This window comes from Glaciecola petra (genome assembly GCF_031846345.1).
Lineage (GTDB): Bacteria > Pseudomonadota > Gammaproteobacteria > Enterobacterales > Alteromonadaceae > Glaciecola > Glaciecola petra.
This window is the reverse complement of the sequence record NZ_JAVRHX010000002.1, coordinates 443,949-466,898: the sequence shown is the minus strand read 5'-3', so window position 1 is coordinate 466,898 and position 22,950 is coordinate 443,949. Positions and strand designations below refer to the sequence as shown.

The 22,950-nt window shown below is 39.4% G+C and carries 22 protein-coding genes; 7 read left to right on the top strand and 15 right to left on the bottom strand.

Annotated elements, in window-relative coordinates:
- Positions 1 to 168: 168 nt before the first annotated feature.
- A complete protein-coding gene (locus RM552_RS09885) occupies positions 169 to 1,815 on the top strand; it encodes an AMP-binding protein (protein WP_311368668.1) in 1,647 nt (548 codons plus the stop codon).
- A gap of 204 nt (positions 1,816 to 2,019) precedes the next feature.
- Here RM552_RS09885 and RM552_RS09880 read toward each other — a convergent pair whose 3' ends face one another.
- From RM552_RS09880 to RM552_RS09870, 3 genes are all read right to left on the bottom strand, one after another.
- Entirely contained in the window at positions 2,020 to 2,718 is a 699-nt protein-coding gene (locus RM552_RS09880; RefSeq protein WP_311368667.1) for a putative metalloprotease CJM1_0395 family protein, read from the bottom strand.
- Between the two features lie 20 nt (positions 2,719 to 2,738).
- Positions 2,739 to 2,993 (bottom strand): hypothetical protein, encoded by a 255-nt coding sequence (locus RM552_RS09875; RefSeq protein ID WP_311368666.1) that lies wholly within the window; start codon positions 2,991 to 2,993, stop codon positions 2,739 to 2,741.
- A gap of 61 nt (positions 2,994 to 3,054) precedes the next feature.
- Entirely contained in the window at positions 3,055 to 3,927 is an 873-nt protein-coding gene (locus tag RM552_RS09870) for an alpha/beta fold hydrolase (RefSeq protein ID WP_311368665.1), read from the bottom strand.
- 1 nt (position 3,928) lies between these two features.
- Here RM552_RS09870 and RM552_RS09865 point away from each other — a divergent pair, with 1 nt between their 5' ends.
- Positions 3,929 to 4,678, top strand: coding sequence for a ComF family protein (locus RM552_RS09865; RefSeq protein WP_311368664.1), 750 nt, complete (start codon positions 3,929 to 3,931; stop codon positions 4,676 to 4,678).
- A 598-nt stretch (positions 4,679 to 5,276) separates the two neighbouring features.
- Here the strand turns inward: RM552_RS09865 and RM552_RS09860 are convergent.
- From RM552_RS09860 to RM552_RS09850, 3 genes are all read right to left on the bottom strand, one after another.
- Complete coding sequence (locus RM552_RS09860; RefSeq protein WP_311368663.1) at positions 5,277 to 5,750, bottom strand: cupin domain-containing protein; 474 nt, start codon at positions 5,748 to 5,750, stop codon at positions 5,277 to 5,279.
- Positions 5,751 to 6,057: 307 nt separating this feature from the next.
- Positions 6,058 to 6,756 (bottom strand): outer membrane beta-barrel protein, encoded by a 699-nt coding sequence (locus RM552_RS09855; protein ID WP_311368662.1) that lies wholly within the window; start codon positions 6,754 to 6,756, stop codon positions 6,058 to 6,060.
- A 207-nt stretch (positions 6,757 to 6,963) separates the two neighbouring features.
- The gene (locus tag RM552_RS09850) at positions 6,964 to 7,368 is read right to left on the bottom strand and encodes a DUF3224 domain-containing protein (protein ID WP_311368661.1); all 405 of its coding nucleotides are present in this window, start codon (positions 7,366 to 7,368) and stop codon (positions 6,964 to 6,966) included.
- Between the two features lie 270 nt (positions 7,369 to 7,638).
- On the opposite strand from RM552_RS09850, the gene RM552_RS09845 reads away from it, so the two are divergent.
- A complete protein-coding gene (locus RM552_RS09845; RefSeq protein WP_311368660.1) occupies positions 7,639 to 8,193 on the top strand; it encodes a hypothetical protein in 555 nt (184 codons plus the stop codon).
- Positions 8,194 to 8,288: 95 nt separating this feature from the next.
- On the opposite strand, the gene RM552_RS09840 is transcribed toward RM552_RS09845, so the two are convergent.
- On the bottom strand, positions 8,289 to 10,865 hold the full coding sequence (locus RM552_RS09840) for a M14 metallopeptidase family protein (RefSeq protein ID WP_311368659.1): 2,577 nt from the start codon (positions 10,863 to 10,865) through the stop codon (positions 8,289 to 8,291).
- Positions 10,866 to 11,038: 173 nt separating this feature from the next.
- Between RM552_RS09840 and nfuA the strand changes: the two genes are divergently transcribed.
- The gene (nfuA, locus tag RM552_RS09835; protein WP_311368658.1) at positions 11,039 to 11,617 is read left to right on the top strand and encodes a Fe-S biogenesis protein NfuA; all 579 of its coding nucleotides are present in this window, start codon (positions 11,039 to 11,041) and stop codon (positions 11,615 to 11,617) included.
- 325 nt (positions 11,618 to 11,942) lie between these two features.
- Positions 11,943 to 14,555, top strand: coding sequence for a bifunctional diguanylate cyclase/phosphodiesterase (locus RM552_RS09830; RefSeq protein ID WP_311368657.1), 2,613 nt, complete (start codon positions 11,943 to 11,945; stop codon positions 14,553 to 14,555).
- On the opposite strand, the gene RM552_RS09825 is transcribed toward RM552_RS09830, so the two are convergent.
- Positions 14,552 to 15,904 (bottom strand): MATE family efflux transporter, encoded by a 1,353-nt coding sequence (locus RM552_RS09825; protein ID WP_432277207.1) that lies wholly within the window; start codon positions 15,902 to 15,904, stop codon positions 14,552 to 14,554. The genes RM552_RS09830 and RM552_RS09825 overlap by 4 nt on opposite strands.
- A gap of 148 nt (positions 15,905 to 16,052) precedes the next feature.
- Between RM552_RS09825 and RM552_RS09820 the strand changes: the two genes are divergently transcribed.
- Complete coding sequence (locus RM552_RS09820) at positions 16,053 to 17,129, top strand: polysaccharide deacetylase family protein (RefSeq protein WP_311368656.1); 1,077 nt, start codon at positions 16,053 to 16,055, stop codon at positions 17,127 to 17,129.
- On the opposite strand, the gene RM552_RS09815 is transcribed toward RM552_RS09820, so the two are convergent.
- From RM552_RS09815 to RM552_RS09790, 6 genes are all read right to left on the bottom strand, one after another.
- Positions 17,126 to 17,725 (bottom strand): GNAT family N-acetyltransferase, encoded by a 600-nt coding sequence (locus RM552_RS09815; RefSeq protein WP_311368655.1) that lies wholly within the window; start codon positions 17,723 to 17,725, stop codon positions 17,126 to 17,128. The genes RM552_RS09820 and RM552_RS09815 overlap by 4 nt on opposite strands.
- Before the next feature lie 6 nt (positions 17,726 to 17,731).
- Entirely contained in the window at positions 17,732 to 18,394 is a 663-nt protein-coding gene (locus tag RM552_RS09810) for an SCO family protein (RefSeq protein ID WP_311368654.1), read from the bottom strand.
- 20 nt (positions 18,395 to 18,414) lie between these two features.
- Entirely contained in the window at positions 18,415 to 19,371 is a 957-nt protein-coding gene (cyoE, locus tag RM552_RS09805) for a heme o synthase (protein WP_311368653.1), read from the bottom strand.
- Between the two features lie 63 nt (positions 19,372 to 19,434).
- On the bottom strand, positions 19,435 to 20,418 hold the full coding sequence (locus RM552_RS09800; protein ID WP_311368652.1) for a COX15/CtaA family protein: 984 nt from the start codon (positions 20,416 to 20,418) through the stop codon (positions 19,435 to 19,437).
- A gap of 18 nt (positions 20,419 to 20,436) precedes the next feature.
- A complete protein-coding gene (locus RM552_RS09795) occupies positions 20,437 to 20,997 on the bottom strand; it encodes a hypothetical protein (RefSeq protein ID WP_311368651.1) in 561 nt (186 codons plus the stop codon).
- A gap of 54 nt (positions 20,998 to 21,051) precedes the next feature.
- Positions 21,052 to 21,804, bottom strand: coding sequence for an SURF1 family protein (locus tag RM552_RS09790; protein WP_311368650.1), 753 nt, complete (start codon positions 21,802 to 21,804; stop codon positions 21,052 to 21,054).
- 50 nt (positions 21,805 to 21,854) lie between these two features.
- Between RM552_RS09790 and RM552_RS09785 the strand changes: the two genes are divergently transcribed.
- Positions 21,855 to 22,061 (top strand): DUF2909 domain-containing protein, encoded by a 207-nt coding sequence (locus RM552_RS09785; RefSeq protein WP_311368649.1) that lies wholly within the window; start codon positions 21,855 to 21,857, stop codon positions 22,059 to 22,061.
- 1 nt (position 22,062) lies between these two features.
- Here the strand turns inward: RM552_RS09785 and RM552_RS09780 are convergent, their stop codons facing one another.
- Complete coding sequence (locus RM552_RS09780) at positions 22,063 to 22,941, bottom strand: cytochrome c oxidase subunit 3 (protein ID WP_311368648.1); 879 nt, start codon at positions 22,939 to 22,941, stop codon at positions 22,063 to 22,065.
- Positions 22,942 to 22,950: the final 9 nt, after the last annotated feature.

Here is a 22,950-nt window from a genome sequence, read left to right as displayed (position 1 = left end):
TTCTCTTGTTCTATTATAAATTACACCACTAAAGGTAGTAATATTAGTCATTACTATGTTTTGTACTAATATTTGGTTCTGTTACCATATAAATGAATGAGTAAATACTTATTCGGACTAAAATTCGTAGTAAACCTTAATAATAAAAAGAGCATTGGAGCCAAAAATATGAGCGCAACCCACATACAAATGCCAAACGATAAACTTAATTATTGGCTTGAAAAAAGTGCAGACCGAGAAGTCTTATTTCAACCCATTAATGGCGAAGTCCGCACCTATACATGGTCGGATATCAAATCCCAAGCCGAAAAGATTGCTAGCTTTCTGCGTTCTAAAGGGTATGTTCAGGGAGACAAAATTGCGATTTTATCTAAAAATACTGCCGAGTGGTTTATTGCCGATCTTGCTTTAATTTTAGGGGGTTATATCAGTGTACCCATTTACCCAACTGCAAACAGCGATACTATAAAATATGTATTAGAACATAGTGAATGCAAAGCCATTTTTATTGGTAAACTCGATGATTATGCCTCACAAATTGGCGGCATGGTCGAAGGTGTATTACGAATTGATATGGGCTATACAACCATGGAAGTCGACACCACATGGGAAGATGCATTAAAAACCGAACCTGTTGACTTAAACACGTCAGTGGGGCCAGATGATGTAATGACCATTTTGTATACCTCTGGTAGCACCGGTCAGCCCAAAGGCGCTTTGCATTCTTATCAAAATTTCGTCAATTGCGGCATGCATTTAGGCAAACGAACTAGTTTAAGCAGTGATGATAGAAGCTTGTCGTATCTACCACTTGCGCATTGTACCGAGCGAGCCTATGTTGAATCCTGTTTCCTCAATTATGGAAACCAAATCTATTTTGTAGAAGAGCTCACAACATTCAAAGCCGACCTAAACCGTTGCTCCCCGACCATCTTCGGTTCTGTACCAAGGCTATGGACGCTGTTCCAAAAAGGCGTATTAGAAAATATGCCGCAGAAGAAACTCGATTTTATGCTTAAAGTGCCAATTTTGAGTGGCATGGTAAAAAAGAAAATTAGACAAGCACTTGGGTTTGCAGATGCGCGGATTTTCTTGAGCGGATCAGCTCCCTTGTCTGAAAGTATTTTAGAATGGTATAAAAAACTTGATATCAACATTGGTGAAGCATGGGGCATGACCGAAACTCTTGCTGCAGGCTCCACACCAAGACCAGATAGACCCATTAAATTTGGAACTATTTCTATTCCCACTGAAGGTACCGAAGTTAAAATTGCTGAAGATGGTGAGATTCTTATAAAAACTGACTCGACCATGCTTGGATACTACAAAGACGACGAAAAAACCGCCGAAACACTTATAGATGGATATGTCCACACAGGTGATTTAGGCGAATTAGATAGCGATGGCTACCTAAAGATTACTGGTCGTAAGAAAGATATTTTTAAAACGGAAAAAGGTAAATATGTTGCGCCGGTTCCAATTGAAAAAAGTTTTGCTCAAAACGAATATATTGAACAAATGTGTTTAATGGGCACTACATTAATTCAGCCAGTGCTAGTGGTTAGTCTTAGCCCTCACGCAAAAACCCAAGATCAAGAAACGGTTAATCTCTCTCTTAGCGAAACCTTAGATACAGTGAATGAAAGTCTAGAAAGCCACGCTCGAATTAGTCATATTATGGTTTGTACTAAAGAATGGACACCTGAAGACGGTGAATTAACGCCAACACTAAAAGTTAAACGACACGTGATCGAAAAACAATTTATCGAAATAGCCAAAGAAAAGTGTAAAAGCCCGGTTCGATGGTTAGACTAACTGTCGAAGTTAATTAAACACCGCCTGTAAGTTTCAGGCCACAACAGCAAAACAATCTAAAGTATCCAGCCTATCTGTTATAGCACTTTTACAAATTCGGTTAGGTATCACTGCGCCGAATTTTAATTTTAATGGTTGAGTAAGTGGACTAGATTTGCCCTAGCACGCAAAGGCTGTTTTATTATTGAGTTTAAAGGAGATTAGCTAAGCGGAAGCCGTAAATGTTTGGCTAACTATATCTTGTGACACTTTGTTATATTGGTTGATGCTATTTTGAGTTTTCAGTGCTGTATTTTGTTCCGCAGGCGCTTCTGTTTTATTAGGTTGAATCTGTGCTTGTCCAACCTCGGCTCGCGCTTTCATCTCCTTTTGCGACGCTTCGGCGGCAACCTTTAAATCTTGTGTACTGGGCTCAGCAGGCGCTAATGCAGCAGCTCTTACGATTTGCATTTTTTGGATAGTATCTTCTGGCTTTTCTTCTTCCGCTACATCAATAGATACTTCACCACCCACCGCATAACGTTTTCCGTCTGGGCCCGTTTCAAATGTATACGAAGGTGAGCCTGCATATTGACCACCAACGGCAGCGTGAGCTTGCTCGTGTATTCTTACTTCGCGATCACGGTCTTTTAGTTGTTGAACTTGTTTTTCTTCGTCTTCGCTGAGCTCCGTAGAATTAGTTTTTTCTTGGCTCTGAGATTGCTTTAATGCCTCTGGGGAAAGGCTTACTTTGTCGTTTGTAGATTTATTTTCAAAACTGTTTGCAGATGCCTTAGAACTGCTCGCTTGCTGCGGCCCTTCAATGATATTTTTAGCATTATTATCAATTTTAGCCTCAGCAGTACCTCTTGCCTCTTGTTGGGGCAATATTGTATGGGCATCAAAAGGCAAAATGACATTCATATAATGGCTCAAATACTCTGCTACACAAAAATATCGATAATAGAACCAAGCATGCTATCAGACCGTGAAATAACCTCGGCAGATGCTTTTGCTTGGATTTCTGCCGACTTCAAAGTGACAACGTTGTTGTTTAAGGTATTACTGGCTTGATGACCCGCAGCAGATTCAGCAAAGGATTTAGCCACTGCATTAGTGCTCATCTGAGCATTTTGCAAAGCATTTACCCCCGCTTCGAAAGCGGCACTTCTGTTTGTCGATACCTTATCGTAGATCATCTTTATACCAAGAAAAATTAAACTCTATTATCCGTAATCGGGTTATCGGCATGCGATCATTTTACTTTAGGCTAGGAATGACTTTTTTTATAATAAACTCAAAAATTAATAATGCTGTTTCTTTTGGATGGCTAATAAAAGGGGCATGCGCCGCTTTTTTAATGATGACTGATTCATTCTGTTCATTGCATTCACATATTAATTTAATTGCTCTAGTGGGCACCAAGCTATCCAAACGGCCAAATATACGTAAACAAGGTAAATTCGATGTTTTTACTAGGGGCCGTAAATCTGATTCAATTAACAAATCGAGAGTTTTGGCTAAACTATCATGACTACTCAATGGGTATTGATGTAGCAACTCTGTAAATTCCCTTATAGTTTCTTTTGCGTTTGCAAGGCCCATACATTGTATAGCGATAAATCGCTTGATTAAGGCACGCTGGTCTTTATTTAGCTGAGTATGAAAGTCGTTAAGCACGGAGTCGCTAATACCAGGCCAATCTGCTGTTGCAACAAACTTGGGGGTACTTGCAATTTGTACATGACTAATCACTTTCGGAAAATAACCATCAGCCAGGCACTGGGCAACTAAACCACCAAAAGACCATCCTATTACAATTGTTGCTTGTGATAACTGAGAATAAACTGCCTCTGCAAAATCGTGTAAAGAATTGTCTTGTATGTTGTCGTTTGCACGCTCACCAAAACCCGGCAAATCGAAAGCAGTAAAAACCAAGTTTACCTGAGAGTTGGCATAATTTTTTGAATACTGTTCTCGACATTGTTCAATAAAGTGAGACCAAATACCTTTGTTCATGCCCCAGCCGTGTAAAAAAACCAACTCGACTGTTTGTATCGTTGTTGATTTATTTTCTGTCCCCATAGACAGGCTCAATGGCTTTTTATGTTTGTTATGCTGAATAGACGTCATTATGATTTCAAAAAATATGCTTACTGATTTATTCACCTTCAAAAAACATCTTGCGAGACTTGTTGGGCATAAACAGTGTTATTTATGCCACCAGACAAGCCAAGAACTAGTCTGCCATTATTGCATGCGCGACGCTGTTTTACCCCTCTTTCCGTCTCCCGGGCATAATTTATTAGAATATAAAAAGGTCTCTGAACATCTTTTACGTCCTCACTATGAAAACCTGCAGGCATTAGGCACATACGATGGAATATTGATAGGCCTCATTAATCAGTTAAAATTTGCAAATAAACCCATTGCTGCTGATGTTCTCACAAAACTATTTACCCAATACCTTGCCCAACGACTGATTTTCTTCAATGTTATACCTGAAGCATTTGTTCCCATTCCTTTAAGCAATTTTAGGTATGTAAAGCGTCAATACAATCAATCACGTTTACTCGCTAAAAATCTAGCCGACTATTTTTCTTGTGATTGTGCCGACTTATTGGAACGAGTAAAGCATACAAAACAACAATCTCAATTGAATCAAGAGCAACGTAAATCAAACCTTGCCGATGCATTTATAGTTCGGCGAAACTTTCCATATAAACGTGTCGTGCTAGTGGATGACGTGATAACCACCGGCGCTACCATTAATGAGGCTTGTAAAATTCTGCGGCAGCACAAACCAGAGCTTAGTATCGGTGTGTGGGTGATGGCAGTGACCCTTTCTTCTGAGGAAATAGCTACTGAGGAAATATCTCCTTAGGAATAACGTCTATTTGTATTTTGAGGTTGGAAGTTCCAATAAATATGTCTATGTACCCTACATCCGTTTTTTGCAAAAGATGGTAAATTAAGCTGAGCTTTGTAGTTTTTTCTATTTAAATGACTGGCAAAAACATCCCAAAGTCGCCATTGCTATATACATCTTTATTAAACTATATTGAAACAAGGTTTGAAACTCTCGCTAGTAATGCAGAACACCCAACAGTTAAAGATCGAAGCGAGATAAGAAAAGGATGTTTCTCCTCAAATATTAATGAGCATATTATTGTTTTCTGTAAAACTAAGTATGGCGTTAAGATATTGCGAGTTTTTTAAAAAAAATGGATTTTTTTCATCATCTTTAACGGGCTTGTGCCATCCGATTCCGGCCGTTCGAAGTTACTACAAAAGTATCTTCAAAAATTTTGATAGGTCGCATGGACGTCTTTTTATAGGCTGCCATGCGCAGAAAGAGACCTGATTAACATTTTAAAATACGTCGAATGGCACTTCTATTATGAGACAGGAAAATTCACATTGCTTATTCTGAGGCTTCTGAAACTTATCAGTCACTAACTTTACCTGCCAGATATTCCAATTTACTGTGCAAGTATTGTAGCTACGTTATCATAATATTCTTGGCTAAGAACCTCAGTCCAAACAGTGGGTGTGGCGGTACTATATATCGCTAAGTACGTAACATCGCTGTATTTGGTTGATGAATGCCAATGCTCCGTATCTGCCCCACATTTAATTACATCTCCCGCTTTAAGGATTATCGGCGCTTTTCCTCGTTCTTGGTAATACCCTGCGCCGTCAAGATAAATTAGAACTTGTGGTGTTGAATGTTTGTGCCAGTCCAAGGTAGAGTTTGCTTTAAATTTGGCTTTTGTCACATTGAAACCATTCTCTTCGTTGGCTTCCACTATGCCTCTTAACCAAGCATCACCGATGTAATGTGTATTTGGTGCTCTACTCCCCTTTTCTTGAAATGAAGAAATATTGTATTTGTTATTTTGAGCTGTTGTGGATAAAGAAAATAAACACAACATTACCGTTAATAAAGTTTTCATCGCCGCCTTCCTATCAGTACAATTTTTAGCAAGTATCTTGGGAATAAGACATCAAGCTTTCTTTAAATATTCGTTAGAACATAGCTTAGTAAGCGTGAAAAACTAGCATAAAATGACTCGATATACTGAACTATTCTGTAACGAGATTGATCTTGCCGGTCTCTTGATGGTCAGTCTCAAATTATATCTATATGCAAAATAGCTCGTTAATTTGCCAAAAGAAATTTATTCCTTCTAGATACTAGACGTTAAATAAAACCTGAGCTAACAGCGACACCCAATTTTTCCGAAGGATTTTGATTAACCTCTAAAAAGCAAAGCGCACGCCTACGTTAAACGTTGTGATTTTTCCTAACTCGTAGCCTGTTACCAGCGCCATGTTGGGACGGAAGTTCCAACGTGCGTTCACGCCGAGCAAGATATCGGTTTCGAAGGGGTCAGAACCACCAGAGGCGACATCCCCAACTGCGGTATAACGCGCATGACCCTGAAGATGAAATGTCGGAGTTGCTGCCCAGATAACACCAACCTCTGACCCGATGCCGCTATCGTCAGCGTCGACATCAAGATTGAAACCTTCAACATTCGCATCCTTTAGCTCTAGTTGGTCAAGACTCAGGCGACCATAGTAAGCCAACGTTTCCGAGACATTATATTGATAACCAACGCCAATGCGCCAACGCACCACATCATACTCTCCTGTAGCGGTGTTGATGTCGGTGCGAATTTCTAGTTCTTGACCGAGAGAAGCATACTCACCAAACAGGTGCATTTGATTACTAAACTGCCATGCACCGCCAATAAATCCTCCACCGTCTGCATCACTCTCTACATCTAGAGGGTCACTTCCCATGACCGCTCCGGATGTCTCTATATCGTTGACAAAGCCACCGATAATTCCTCCCTCTATGTAGGTGAAGCCGATATCGTCTGCTTGTGCCATCGCATTGTTAGATAGGATGGTAAATATAGTCAAAGCAAATACCAAGACTGCGTTATTTTTCATTTTATAGTCTCTATGGTTTATATGAGCATAAAAGGGTTTTGCTCTTCTCTTGCCTTAAATATAGGTTAGTTCTTGCAGAAAAGCTCAGTTAACGGCTGTTAATTTTTTTTAATCTCTGCAGTTGCAGTATTTTACCGCTGATTGAAAATAAGCATAATATGGAAAAACTCAAATCTAATAGAAGCCGCCAAAGAGTAACGCGCTTACTCAATCAAAAGAATAATTCGCTTGCCCATTTTCTCCAGATACAAAACTACCACCAGTATATTTATTAAAATCTGCATTATCACTATCAATAATTATGAACTTGCTCGAAGCTTGGCCATTTTCAAATTTTCCATCGTGTTTAAGTACTAATTTACATGGTGTTTTATTTAAACTTCCGTTTATATATTCAAGGCCAACAAAAGAAGCATTTCCATTAGCAAAGTAATGCATTGTATAGTGCACCGTACTTTCTCCAATTAGAGAATCATTATCAGTTGATTCAGTCTCTATATAGCTTTGCGACACTGTTGCGTTTGTGAGTTTAGTCTTATCAATTAATGTGTCGGCTTTGTCGTCGGTACTCTCTTCCCAGTTTGTAATTTGAAAAGTGCCTTTTAATGCCATTTGCAGATTCCTATTATTGTGATTTTGTTTAGACTACCATGGTGTGAAAATAAGTATTATAAAAACCCTACATTTTTTATTTACACGGCATGTAATCTGAAACCTAATCAGAAAAAAATTAAATAGGTAGCTTGAGCGCTCGGAAAAGACTATTACTTTGTTCATGTAGCAGGATCTTCAGCCATCTAAACAGCTGCGATTTACCGTGTATTTGTGCTTATTTAAAAAACTAGTTAAGATTCAGCCTACCTCCACAAAAAAGGACTTACCATGAAACACTCTTTCGTTAATCGTATTATTATATTATTTTTATTGTTTGTTGCTGCTAGTGCACAAAGTCAAAGTTTGTCGCAGTCAACACTTGAAAAATATATTAAATCGATCGATATGTTTGTGAATACCGACAACAAAGAAATTAAGGCTATAGAAGAATCCTTTAAAAATAATCAGAATTTTAATTTTGATACTGATTCCAATGGTAACATCAGCATAATGAGTCAAATGCTTGGTCAATTGGACAGTTCACAAATGGATGCTATAAGCGAAGTAGCCGAAGATGCAGGATTCGACTCTATTAAAGAGTGGGCATCAATAGGAGACAGAGTTTCAGCGGCGATGATGGCCATTGAAATGGAAAAAGAGCCTGTAGACATGTCTGAATTGACACCTGAAATGATGGCTATGGTACCAGAGTCTATGCGACAGCAAATGGAAGGTGCAATAAGAGTCATGAAGGCAATAGAAAAAGTGCCTGCAGCAGATATAGCCATAGTAAAAGCGAATTACGAAGAGCTTAAAAAACATATGGACGGCAACGCTAACTAAACATCAAAACAAAGAGAGCAAACCTTTTTTAGGTTTGCTCTATGTATCAGCGCTAGTATTTCTCTATAGTTTATATTCTCTATAGTTAATATTCTCTATAACAATGGCGACAAATAAAGCGCATTAGCCGTTAGTTTGTTGGTTCCATCCCAATAGCCTCTAAAGTGAACGTTGTCGACAAAACCTATCACGTGACCACGTTGCAAAGGTGTTACAACAATCGCTGTTGTTTCTTTAATCAAATCTTGCATTTCGTCAGCTGAATACCCAGCAAGAAGCGGCTTTTCGGTATATTTAGCAATTTCTTGGAATGGATTATCAGATGTTTTCAAAACCATATTGTTGGTTTTAAATAGTGGCAACAGATCATTTTCGAAGCCAAAAAACAGAGGATGAGTTAAATCAATTTTTGCCTGATATGCGGCACCAGCAACCAATTTTTTGGCGGCAAGCGCCCTCTGGTCACCATATTGTAAATCTTTAGTGGGGAAAGCCGCCTTAACCGCATCGCTCGATAAAGGCTCATTATCAATCCAAGCGTTTTCAGAGAACCAATTCAAAGCTGTTTTTTGGCCAATCAACACCCCGCCATCTTTTACCCATTCTTCAATGCTATTGACGCCACGCTCATTGATCATAGAGTAGCGACCAGACGCAAAAATAATATGTGTATAACGGTCTAAAGCTCTGGTATTTAAATGCCGTGCATCCCAAAGTGTTGCTGGTACGCCTAGTCTAATATCAAGATAATGCCAAATTTCTCCCACCTCATAGCTAGACGTACCTACTCCACCTATCAGCAATACTTCCGGCTTATCGACTTTGGCCATTTGTCTCGATCCCAAATCGATACCTGTTGGCGTAAGCCCACTATTAATGCTGTGAACTTTAATATTTAAGTAAGCGGCTTCAGATGAAATGATATCTACAAGATTATCAGGTTGCGATAGTGCTGAGGGGATTAAAACGGTGCCTTTAGCAAAGGACGTAACACCAGCACTAGTTTTTGCACTAAAAGCATCACCAGCAACCCTCACTTGCACATTTTTTTCAAGCAGCGTTTGCAACAAGCTAGGTGCTTGATGATCAAACCACTCAAAAGCATAGGCATAAGCGTTATCAGGCAAATTTACTACAGCGGGCATGACTTCAGCCCAGTCAGTTAATGATAGTTTTCGCCCCACTGAGGACTTGACTTCGCTGTACTGCAAATTGAAGGCTAGACCTATATTCCAATTAGAGACGTCATAAAAAGTATTATCTGCAAAGCGCTGACGCTCACTGAACAGTGAACGTATTAACCGGTATTGGTTTTGATCAAGTGGAATATATAATGCTTCGTTTGCCTTAAAATTTTTATCACCAACTTCGACATCTTTTGTAATGAGGCTAAACTCAATTTTATGTGCTTTCAAAATATTCAGCATTCTTATAAATCTTGAAGGGTCTTTACCCTGTGCAATAAGGTATCCAGCCGTTTTGTCCTTATCGATTAAAGCTTGAGTGTCGCGGTAAAAATCTCGCTGATAAGATAGTAAAGGGGATTTATTTGCGAGCGCGCCAGCAAAAGTAGACAACGAGGTCGTAACTTGATTTTTGATACTAGCTGGAAAAGTAAGCACACCATTTATAGATTCTTGTGCATGTCCGCGGCTGCTAGCCTGTTCAAATAAAATACCAATACTACCGTGAGCATCAGGATAAGTAGAGCCTTTGCCGTAGTAGAAATCGTCAAAGGATTCTTGCGTAAAATAAAGTTGTTTGTCAGCATCCAATGCTTTTGCATGAAACTCGCCCAATGCATTGGTGAGCGTTACGTTTTGGTCAGGTGTCCATGGGTTTTTGCGCGAAGGGACCCCCGGTTGGAAAAAGTATGTACTGTTTGTGCCCATTTCATGAAAATCTGTCAAAACATGAGGTCGCCACTCATGGAATTTTGCTATTCGCGCTTTTGATTCAGGGTGAGTTAACAATAACCAATCTCGATTTAAATCAAACCAATAATGATTAGTTCTGCCACTAGGCCAAGCTTCGGTATGTTCCCGATGCAATGGATCAGTCACTACGTTCTTTCCTTTGTGTGTATTAGCCCATTGTGCAAACCTTGATAAACCATCAGGATTAAGTGATGGGTCGAGCAAAACCACATTTTCATTAAGTAAAGTTAACACTTCGGGGCTATTGGAAGCAGCCAAATGGTAAGCAATTAATAATGACGCATTTGCCCCAGATGGCTCATTGCCATGTACGCTATATCCCATATAAATAATGAGAGGATCTGTTTCTTTTGCAGCTTCACCGCTATTAATACGAGCAATATGTTCTTTTTGGATGGTATCTATATTTTGATGATTTTTTGGAGCCGTTACAGTCATCAACAAAAGGGGTCGTTGCTCGTGAGTATAACCGGTGGTTTCGATGCTAATTCGATCTGATTTTTCAGCCAGTAAACGCATATAATTAACTAATTGGTCATGTCGAACATGCCATGTTCCAACGGGATAACCCAATACATCAGCAGGAAGAGGAATATCTGGATCGTAATTTTGATTACTCGGCAAATATTCGATATCACTAGATTGTGCGTTAGCACCCGTGGCTATTATAAAAGATGTTGATATATAAAGGATACAGATAAAGAAAACTTGATTGAAACGACTGACTTTCCGCATATTGGCTCTCATTATTATTAGGCACTTAATCCCTTAATTGTCGCTCAAAAATAACTAAAAGTATAACTTCGATGAAAAAAACAATGAAAATCGATGATTTTTGCTAATACTTGAGTGTTTTACTCAAGTAATATTTGTTATTATACCGAAATAGTGAATACGATGAGGTTATCATGATTAACATTTCTGAAAGTGCACAAGTCCACTTTGGCAAATTACTTTCTCAGCAAGAGGAAGGTACAAATATACGTGTGTTTGTAATTAACCCGGGGACATCAAAAGCAGAATGTGGCGTTTCGTATTGCCCGCCAGATGCTGTTGAAGCACAAGATATTAGGCTCAATTTTAATGGTTTTGATGCGGTTGTTGACGAAGAAAGTGCGCCCTTTTTGGACGAAGCTGAAATTGATTTTGTTACTGATCAGATGGGTTCTCAGCTTACCTTAAAAGCACCTAACGCCAAAGCACGTAAAATTGCTGACGATGCACCCTTGGTAGAAAGAATCAACTATATGATTGAATCTGAAATCAACCCACAACTTGCCAGTCATGGCGGACAAGTGAGCTTGGTTGAAGTTACCGAAGAAGGTATTGCTCTATTGCAATTTGGTGGCGGTTGCAACGGTTGCTCAATGGTTGATGTAACTTTAAAAGACGGCATAGAAAAACAAATGCTTGAACAGTTTGCGGGCGAAATAACACAAGTTAAAGACGCTACCGAACACGAAGCAGGTGAGCATTCTTACTACTAATTCTTTCATTAAGCTTTTTACGAACAACATGGCCTTAGGTTGCGTGTCAATCTTTGGCTTCTTTTCATCTGCGGATGACTCTGATTTTGATCATCTATATTTTACTAGGTGAACATTTATATTGGTTAGGTACACTAGTTAATCAAACTTAGCGCTTCAGCTATTAATCTGTAGGCCGATACCTGCCTATGGCCTTAGTTCAAATAGCAATGTATCGAGTGAAAACCTCATCCTTTATTAAATCATATATTAACAGCCAAGCATTCAATAAGGTGCTTGGTGAATCATACTATGAGCACATCGGTTTGACTGAGGGCTTGCTTAAATGAGCGGTAATATTGACAAAATGAAGCGGACCTTGAACTCACCTGATGAATTTCAAGTAGATATTGAAAAGACATTTGATGCAATACTAAATATTACCAGCAATCCAATCTTCGTTAAAGATAGCGAATTTCGACTGATACTTGTTAACGATGCATTTTGTAAACTTTTTGGCTTAGTTAGAGATGATATTATTGGCAAGACTCTGGCTGAAAAAGTTCCATCTTCCGAATACGAACATTTTTTATCAAGCGACAAGAAAGTGCTAGAAAAAGGCGAAGAAATTGTCTGCCAAGAAAATTTAACAACTAACGGTAAACAAACAAGGATACTTCGTACTAAAAAGACCCGGTTTATCGACGTTAATGGAAAGCCACACATTGTTGGTGTTATCCACGATATTACCGATAGCACGCAATCTGAATTACGTGAAAAAACACGGACACGCGTATTGGAATTAATCACCAGAGGCGAACCTCTTTCGATCATTCTGCACGCAATCGTTGCTGCTGTTGAACAAGAAAATCCAAACATGATGTGTAGTATTTTATTGTTAGATGATGAGGGAAAACATCTAGTAGATGGTGTTGCACCGAGCCTTCCATGCTTCTACACAGAGGCGGTAAATGGCGTCGCTATTGGAAAGGCGGTAGGATCTTGCGGAACAGCTGCGCACACCAACAAAAGGGTTATTGTTGATGATATTCAAACCCATCCATATTGGGCTGCATATAAAGAATTAGCTAGCGAAGCTGGATTGGCTTCATGCTGGTCTGAACCAATCCGTTCGACCTCTGGCAAAGTACTGGGTACATTCGCGATCTATCACAGTAAAGTAAATCATCCAACTCCAAATGACCTGGCGGTAATCGACAGAACGGCTGGACTCGCTAGCATTGCGATAGAGAAAAAACAAACAGAAGAAAATTTGAAACGTGCTGCAAGTGTTTTTACTCATGCAAACGAAGGTATAATTATTACCGATGCCAACGCTAACATCATAGAAATTAACGACACTTTTAGCAGTATCACCGGTTATTCTCTAGAAGATGTATTAGGAAAAAATCCACGCATTTTACAATCAGACCGGCATTCTTCTGAATTTTATATCGAAATGTGGGACAACATTATTAAGCATGGCCATTGGCAAGGCGAGATTTGGAACCGTCGCAGTAATGGTGAAATATATCCAGAAATGCTGACCATTAGCGCCGTTACTAATTCAGACGGCCTTGTGCAACACTATATTTCTGTGTCTACTGATATTACCGCAATAAAAGAAAACCAAAGTCAGTTAGAACGAATAGCTCACTATGATTTACTGACCAACTTGCCAAACCGAGTGCTATTAGTCGAGCGCATTAATCAGGCAATGATTCAACAGCATAAAGATAAAAAATCTGTCGCTGTTGCGTTTATGGATTTAGATGGTTTCATGGCGATAAATGATGCGTACGGCCACGATATAGGAGATGAACTCCTTGTTGTTATTTCACAAAATATGACAGCAGCACTTAGAGAAAACGATACACTTGCCCGTATAGGTGGCGACGAATTTATTGCTATGATGGGCGATTTAGAATCGTTTGAAGAATGCGAAATTGTATTGAAACGCCTGTTAGAGGCAGTGTCTCAACCTATTAGTATTTCTATCGGTATTGTCCAAGTGACCGTTAGTATTGGCGTGACTATGTATCCGCTCGATGATGTCAATGCGGAGCAACTCATTCGGCATGCAGACCAAGCAATGTATATTGCAAAGCAGACTGGCAAAAACAACTACCATTTATTTGATATTGCACAAGGAACCGCGATTTATACGCAACGTAAGTGTATAGACGATATAAAAACGGCCTTAAATGAAAACGAATTCGTATTGCATTATCAACCCAAAGTTAATATGCGCAGTGGTGAAATTATAGGCGCTGAAGCACTTATACGCTGGGAACATCCAACTAAAGGTAGAATTCCCCCTTTGGATTTTTTACCCGCTATTGAGGGGCATGTTATTAGCTTGGATATAGGTGAGTGGGTAATTGAATCGGCATTGAAACAAATTCTAGAGTGGAGAAAAGTTGGCGTAAATCTCTCTGTTAGTGTCAATATAAGCGCATATCAATTACAACAAAATAATTTCTCCGACTGTTTAGCGGCTTTGTTAGCGGCTTATCCCGACATAGACCCAAGTTGTTTAGAGCTAGAAATACTTGAAACAAGTGCCTTACAAGACACTGCGCAAGTCTCTCAAACTATGAAGACCTGCCAAGACTTAGGTGTCAATTTTGCTTTAGATGACTTTGGTACTGGCTATTCATCTTTGACTTACCTAAAACAACTTCCTGCGCATATGATCAAAATTGACCAGAGTTTTGTTCGCGATATGCTAGAAGATAAAGATGATTTGGCAATTGTCTCGGGTGTAGTTGGTTTAGCAAAAACCTTCCAAAGGGAGGTAATCGCTGAAGGAGTAGAAACCCCCGAGCATGGTCTTGCTTTATTAGAACTTGGTTGCGAACTGGCACAAGGATATGGCATCGCTCGTCCTATGGAAGCTAATGATATTCCAAAGTGGATAGTAAATTGGAAATCTAGCGAGAAATGGCTGAAGCCTTAACGACCAATCCGTAATAATTTGTTGGGATCCTGTCGGTAAATAAACACATAATATCCTCCTAAGACCAAACCTCGGCAAGCTAAAAATACCAACATTGCGATCCAAAGCGACATATTGTTTAAGCCATTTAGTACCCACCAAGTGGGTAAAAATGCGAAAAGTGTGCTCACAAGCATACTATTTCGCATTAGTTTTCCTGCACTTAATCCAACAAAGACACCGTCTAATAAAAAGCACCAGTGTGCAGCTAATGGCAAGAGTAAAATAACCATTCCGTAAGGAACAAGAGCGCTTTTCACTTCGTCATGATGTGTAAGAAAACCCACGATGGTGTCGTCTAAAAAATAGAAAAAGACAGCATATACTAGTGCAAACATGCTAGACCAAAACAATCCAACTTTGACATGCTGATGCAAGGCCTGTGCATTTTGACGACCCTTTTCTTCACCGACTAAAGCTTCTACCGCATTCGCAATGCCATCTAAGCCCAGTGCGATTAATGCGAAGAACTGCAGGATAATAGCGTTTACTGCAGCAAAAGAAGCCCCATATTGAACCCCTTTTAGGGTGATAAAAGCGAGAGTGAATTGTAATGCGAGATTACGGATAAAAATATGACTGTTCAAGTGCAACATAGGTTTCAGTTGCGACATCTTAAGCCATTCGCTTATTTTTGTTATTAGCTGCTGAATTGAGCCTATATCTGCATTTTCTTTCGACCATATATTTACAAGAGCAAGTGCACATAAGAGCATAAAATATTCTGCAAAAACGGTTGCAGCCGCTACGCCCTTCACGCCCCACCCAAATACATAAACAAATAGCAAACTTGCTAAAATATTACATAGATTTATGAGCACTTGTAGCAGCAATACCTTACGTGTTTTTTGTTGCCCGATTAACCATCCAATGAATACCAAATTAGCTAGTGCTGCTGGAGCACCAAAAATTCGGGTTGAAAAATAGTCACTAATGCTGCTTGTTACTTCAGGGCTAGCTTGGGCAAAAAATAGTCCCCCAGACAATATGAAACCCTGACTTAGCAGTAAAAAAAATGCTAGTACTAAGGCTACAAATACGCCTTGAACGAGCACTTTTAAAGAGGATAAATGGTTTTTGCCTTTGGCTTGTGCGCTTAATCCGGTGATGGACATCTTAATAAATCCGCATACCCAATATACCTGTGTCACTATAAGGCTGCCAACAGCAGCACCAGCTAAATAATGCACCTGTTCCATGCGTCCTAAAATAGCCGTATCGACTAAGCCCAAAATAGGAGTAGTAATATTGGCAATAATAAGAGGAAAAGCGAGTGTTAATAAACGGTGATGGGAATACTTGGCAAAAATGATAGATACCTTTGAGCTTAAAAGCTAAGTGCAAAACAAGAATTAGTAGTATAGTTGAAAAAATAAGATGGGGGTATTGAACCGATACCGCTGACACCCTATTTTTTAGCGCTAAGAGTTACTCTTCATTAAAGGTGTAAATAGAAATATGGCAAGAGTGTTATTACTGTACTTTATAATGCTGGTGAATTCAGTGCTAGCAGATGCTAGTGAAAATAGGGATGCGATTATTCCGATTAACGAACGTAACTTTGTGATCTTGCAATATCATCATGTAGCCACAAACACACCAAGTATTACGAGTATTTCACCCTCAGTATTTAGCGAGCATATGAGGTATTTAAAAGAGCATCATCAAGTCATCGATTTAGATACCGCGCTGAGTAAATTGAAAAATAAACAGCCATTGCCAGATAAATCGGTTGTTATTACCTTCGACGATGGTTACAAAAATATATTTGAAAACGCAACGCCAATACTAGAAAAATATGACTTTCCATATACTGTATTCATAAACCCTGACGAAATCGGAAACTCGAATGCCCAAATGACGTGGCAAGATATAAAATCTATGATGCCCTTGGCTACTTTTGCTAATCACACACTAGATCATTTGCACCTACTTGAACGCCTAGCTGGAGAATCTGAAAGCGCATGGCTTATTAGAGTGATGGACAATATCAATAGAGCTGAAAATGCTATTAGAAAACAACTTTCGTATAGCAAAAAGTGGTTAGCTTATCCTTTTGGTGAATTTAATCAGGACTTGAGATTACGTTTACAACAACAAGGTTACATTGGTTTTGGACAGCAGTCTGGTGCTGTTAGTAACTTTAGTGATACGGGTGCTCTTCCTAGGTTTCCCGCTGCCGGAATATACGCGAATATAAAAACGCTAAAAACCAAGTTAAATAGCTTGGCGATGCCTGTCATCGCTCAAAATCCTAAACGTGTTGAATACATGCCCAAAGAAAGCATCAAATCGCTAAGCCTAACAATAGAAGACCACGACCTGAATATGGCTAACTTTGCTTGTTATTTTAAGGGAGAATCGATCGCCATAGAGCGAAGTAATAATAGCGTTAATGCAAGGCTAAATCATCTTACTGCGCCAGGTAGACAAAGAATAAATTGCACCGCACCTAGTTTGTCGCAAAAAGGGCGTTTTTACTGGTATTCTTACCCTATTTTTACGTCTACGCAAGACGGTAAATTTTTAGACTAATGCAGTCTGAACTCCATTCGTACGAATGTTTGCGCGGTTGGGGAAAACTTAGTTTCCGTGATTTCTATAAAACCACAAGCGTGATAAAAACTTATTGCTTGCTCATTACTGTCTTCTACGTCTAAAACAATCGAGTTTAATAAGCTCTGCTTTGCCAACTTAATCGCGTGGGCAATAAGTTTTCTGCCAATACCTTGACCCTGATGTTCTGCGGATACAGACAAATGCCCAATACATAATTGATCATGTTTGGGTGCTAAAAAGACTTCCTCTAACAAAGGGTTTATGCGTATTAAATGTGAAAGAACCGATGGTTCGAGAAACTTTGTAAGACTTGCTAAAGTGCCGGCCCTAAAAGACTCTGGCATATTTGCATGCCATACTGTCATGCATGCAATGGGTAAGTTGGAGTTCGTTGCAATAATATGTCTTGTACTACTGTATTGTCCATCTATCTGCTTAGCTGCGTGTTCAATAAAGCGTTTTGCAACATCTCTTGAACCAAAGAGAAATTGCAAAAGTACAGGCGCCGAAGCTAAGATTAAAGGGGCAAGCGAAGACGAATCTTCTGCTGTACCTTTCTTTAGCTCAATCATGCTTAGTTAGTGACCTAAAAGTACGGGTACGTCGTCTAAAAGTTGTTGTACATCGCTGGTAGCAAGTTTGCCAGGTACATGCTTGGGTTTAAATCGACCAACCACATTACCATCTGGGTTAATCACTACAATAGAAGCACTATGGTCGACTAAATAGTCAGGTTGGTCGGTACTTTCACTTAAAGAATACATCATGCCCATGCTACGTACTAAGGGGAAAAGTTCAGTATGCGGCCCAGTTGCGGCAACAAATTCTGGGTTAAAATAATTAATATATTCGTTCAAACGTTCAATACTGTCTCTTTTTGGATCAACCGACAAAAACCAAATTTGTAATGGTTTATCAACAGCATTTTCTGTCAGTTGTGGATAAACTTTATTTATCTCGGACAAAGTAACTGGGCAAATGTCTGGGCAATATGTATATCCGACAAAGGCCAACGTCCATTTATTTACTAAGTTTTGTTTTGTGAACGAACTACCGTCGTGTTGTGTAATTGAAAAATCGGAAAGCGCACGAGCTTGCGGATACCAGACCATATGTTGGGTTTGTGCAGTAAGATCTTCACTTTCTGAATCATCAAAGCCAGGTGGTGCAATAACTAATGCGAGGTAAATACCTAAAACAAACACAAGCACCAATACAACACCAAGGATTTTATTATTCATAACTGCGTTATCTCTGCTTGCTAAATTGGCAAATAATGATCAATCAGTAAAACAACAAATAGCACCATTAAATGCAATATCGAAAATTTAAAGGTTGTCATGGCGGTGGTAGGACTTGCCCTATATTTAAGTTTTAGGGCTAAATACATAAAGTAAGCGTTTAACATGCTTGAACCAACTAAGTAGAACATGCCGCTCATGCCTGTTAAGTAAGGTAACAAACAGATCAAACATAACAACAGAGTGTATAAGACAATGCATGTTTTAGTAAAATCTACGCCATGTGTATTGGGAAGCATGGGAATTTTCGCCTTAGCGTAGTCTTTTTCACGATGTATGGCTAAGGCCCAAAAATGGGGGGGAGTCCAGGTAAACACTATCAATACTAATAGCAAACCATAAGCGTGAATTTCACCAGTCACTGCGGTCCAACCTAACAAAGGAGGTGCTGCGCCAGCCAAACCGCCTATCACAATATTTTGAGGTGTTGCGCGCTTAAGGTACATAGTATAAATGACGGCGTAACCAACCAAACTTAACAGCGTTAACCACGCTGTGAGCATATTGACAAATACTGCTAATGCCACAAACCCCACAAGGCCTAAAGCAAGTGCAAAGATAAGGGCATTGCGAATTGACACTTTTCCTTTTGCAACCGGGCGATTGAATGTACGTGCCATTACTGAATCAATTTTGTGATCAACAACATGGTTTATTACAGCAGCCGCAGAAGACAATAAACCAATCCCCAACATTCCTGCCACCAATATTACCGGTTCAACCCAAGTAGACGTTGCTAAACACATACCCACCAAGGCGGTAAGTAAGAGCAGCATGACAACGCGAGGTTTAGTCAATTCATAATAATCACGCCAACTGGCTCGCATATGCTCAGTCGCATTAACTACTTGAGCCGTTTGCGTACTATTTGTATGTGCCTGCTGATGGTTGGACTTAAGCTCTGCTGCCCGACTCATTCCCTACTCCTTGATACCTTTATTCTTTTTTGTACAACTTTTGCGTAAATATTTAAGCAATAATCAATACTTTCTGTACATAGTATAACTCAATAAAACCATTACGAGTAACAAACATGCCGCTACTGCATTATGCATGACTGCCACTGTAAGCGGCAACATATACACAACATTACTAATACCTAGTGCCACTTGGATACCCAGAACAATCACCAGTAATATAGATAAACGTTTCACCATGCTAGAACTGGACTTTTTAAAGAGTGCAATGGCAAACCAGCACAAATACAAAAATACTACAATCGCACCAAAGCGATGCATTACATGCATAGTGGTACGCTCATCATTATTGTGCACCCCAAATTCGTAATTCTGTGCGTCGGGAACTGAAAATGCACCTGCAAAATCGAGTTTGTTTATCCAAGCTCCTTCGCAAATTGGTAATTCGGTACAGACTAAAGAGGCGTAGTTAGCTGATGTCCAACCGCCAAGAGCTATCTGAGCAACAAGTAATACAATCCCAATCACACCAAATTTTGCCATTGATCGAATGTAAGAATCACCACCAGGTATTCGATAAGGAGTGAGTCGTAAATACAGAAGGAATAAGCAAGACAACACCGTAAAACCACCTAGCAAATGAGCCATCACAACAACTGGTAATAAGTTTAGTGTGACAGTCCACATGCCCAATGCTCCTTGAAAGCACACTAAAATTAACAACAAAAGGGGAAGTTTTACCGGACCAGCTGTACCTTTAAAATGTTTAACTGCAGCCCAAATAGCAATAACTAAAATAAAGAAGCCCAACGCGCTTGCAAAGTAACGATGTATCATTTCGTTCCAAGCTTTCTCAGCCTCAACTGGCCTCTCTGGAAACGCTTCGTTTGCTGCGTCTATGTGAGCCTCAGTTTGTGGGACACCTAAATGGCCATAACAACCAGGCCAATCGGGACAACCTAAGCCAGCATCCGTTAAACGCGTGTATGCGCCTAATATAATCACAACTAGTGCTAAAAATATGCTGGCAAGTACTAACTTCTTCATTTTTCTAATATCCTAGTTCTAACCAATTCGTGAAAGTTTTAGTAACTTTTTTAAATCAGCAAGAATGTTTCTACTATCCATAATGGCATCGTCTTTATTTGCGGTAACGGGGTATCGAAGAACTACGTTGTGCAAGGTATCGGAAATGAAAATAGCATTTATATCGGTGCTTTTAAACACATCATTAACATTTTCCTGGCTTTGCTGTAACAAATACGTACCGTTTTTTTCGTTCACCTTTGCTATTGCCGCTGATGCAGAGTTTTCAGTTTGTAAAAACAACATAGATACACGGTCAGATTCCTTTCCTGTAGCCGTATATATTTGCTCAATACTATAAATCGCATTTTCGCAGGCTTGATCACAAACATTAGGTAACACATATACTAAATGCCATTTTGTATCACTACTATCTAGCACTGTTGCTGCTTCAATAACTGGCTGAAGTAATTCACCTCTATTGGTTGCCGCCTTGTTAAACCAATCAAATTGAAGAGCCATATAGGCAAGCAATACAGGCAATACAAAAACCAAAATCATCATGATCAAAGCGCGTTTGTTATTTTTTTGGGTGCTCATGCTTGTTTATAATTCCTTTAAAATATCTGGTGTTATGATGCTATTTAAAACAATTTAATCTTGTTCTGTTTGTTCTAGGCGATGCTGAGGACCATTCATCCATTTTAGCATTGTTAATAAAAAAACGGTTAATGCAGCTATCGCCAAACCAAACCATTGAATAGCATAGCCTAAGTGTTTTTCAGGGCTCATTGTAACAACTTGCCAATCGCGTATAAAGTTTGACTCGCTTTGCGGTGCCGATTCAGTCAATCGTAAAACAAAGGGTAGAAGAGGTTTTCCTATGTGTTTTTTAATCTCTTCAAGATCAACTTGTTGCAATAAAACGGGAAACTGCCCATAACGCGAATTAGTTTCTGTAATAATCTTGTTGAGAGTAGGAATATAAAGCACACCTTGAATCTCAGACAGCATGGGTATTTTCACTTTAGGTAACACTTCTCGAGAACCTGTAGAAGATACCCACCCAAGATTTAACATCACCATGCCTTGATTAGTTTGTAAAGGCACTAAAACATGGTACCCAGGTTTTCCACTCACAATTTTATTGTCTATAAAAAATATTTGATTATTCGCATTTCCCTTAGCAGATACAATAAAGTCTTCGTATAAGTACGGTTCTTCAGCGACCTTCGCAATATCAACATTATCTTGAGCTTGTGCTTGTTGGATTTGGTCCAAGCGTGCGTCTTTTTCCGCCTTGCGGTCTAACTGCCATATACCCAAACCGATCATAATGGCAATCGCAATGAACGCCAGCACACAAGCGATGTAAGGGAATGTTTGGCTATTTTTACTGCTTGGCATTACAATTACCTAGGGTTTAAAGTATATCTGAACTAAAAAGGGATAAAGCTGTGGTCATCAAAATAGTCTTGATTGTATTGCTAATTTTTATGGTGTTTAACTTGTTTAAAGCAATGATGATCATGTTGAAGGGAAAATCTACCGAGCCAATGAGCAAGTTTCTTGGCCGACGCGTTATCGCCTCAGCCACAATCATGATTTTATTATTGATTGCTATGGCCACCGGTCTAATAGAACTAAACCAGCGACCATACTAAATTAAAATACATATACCAAGAAGAAAACGAGAATCCATACAACGTCTACAAAGTGCCAATACCAGCTGCCAGCTTGAAACGCAAAATGCTCATCGGGTGTAAAATGGCCTTTCAGTACTCTACCTAAAAGAACAATCAAAATAATGGTTCCCAGAGTTACATGCATACCGTGGAAACCTGTTAGCAAGAAGAAAGTATTCCCATAAACACCAGAATCAAGTTTAAGCCCTAATTCTTGATAAGCGTGAACATACTCATAACCTTGCAAACCTAGGAATATTATACCTAGAATAATAGTAACCGATAGCCACACCGTTAATTGCGTGCGCTTAACTTGTTCAAGACCAACATGCGCAAAATGCAAGGTAACTGACGACACAACCAATATGGCGGTATTGATTGCTGGTAAACCCCATGGCATTGCTTGTGTGGTACTGCCATCTGGAGTAGTAACCAAAGGCCAAATAGCTTCAAATGTAGGCCAAAGCACTTCGTTAGTCATTGCGTTGTTAGACGCTCCAGCTAACCATGGCACTGAGATAGCACGTGCATAAAATAATGCGCCAAAGAAAGCGGCAAAGAACATAACTTCAGAAAAAATAAACCAAGACATCCCTTGTCGATAAGAGCGGCTAAGTTGTGCGCTGTACATACCACTCATGGATTCGTCAATTTGATTTTTAAACCAACCAACAAGCATGATTAACAGTAAGGCTAAACCTGCGATTAAGGTATAAGCACCAATGCCAGTTTTATCGCTGGTAGATTCAATAACAAAGTTACCCGCTCCTACCGCTATTAGGAATAAAGCTACCGCACCAACGATTGGCCAAATGCTTTGTTCGGGCACATAGTACTTTTCATATTGTTCTTGAGCCATGTTTTTCTC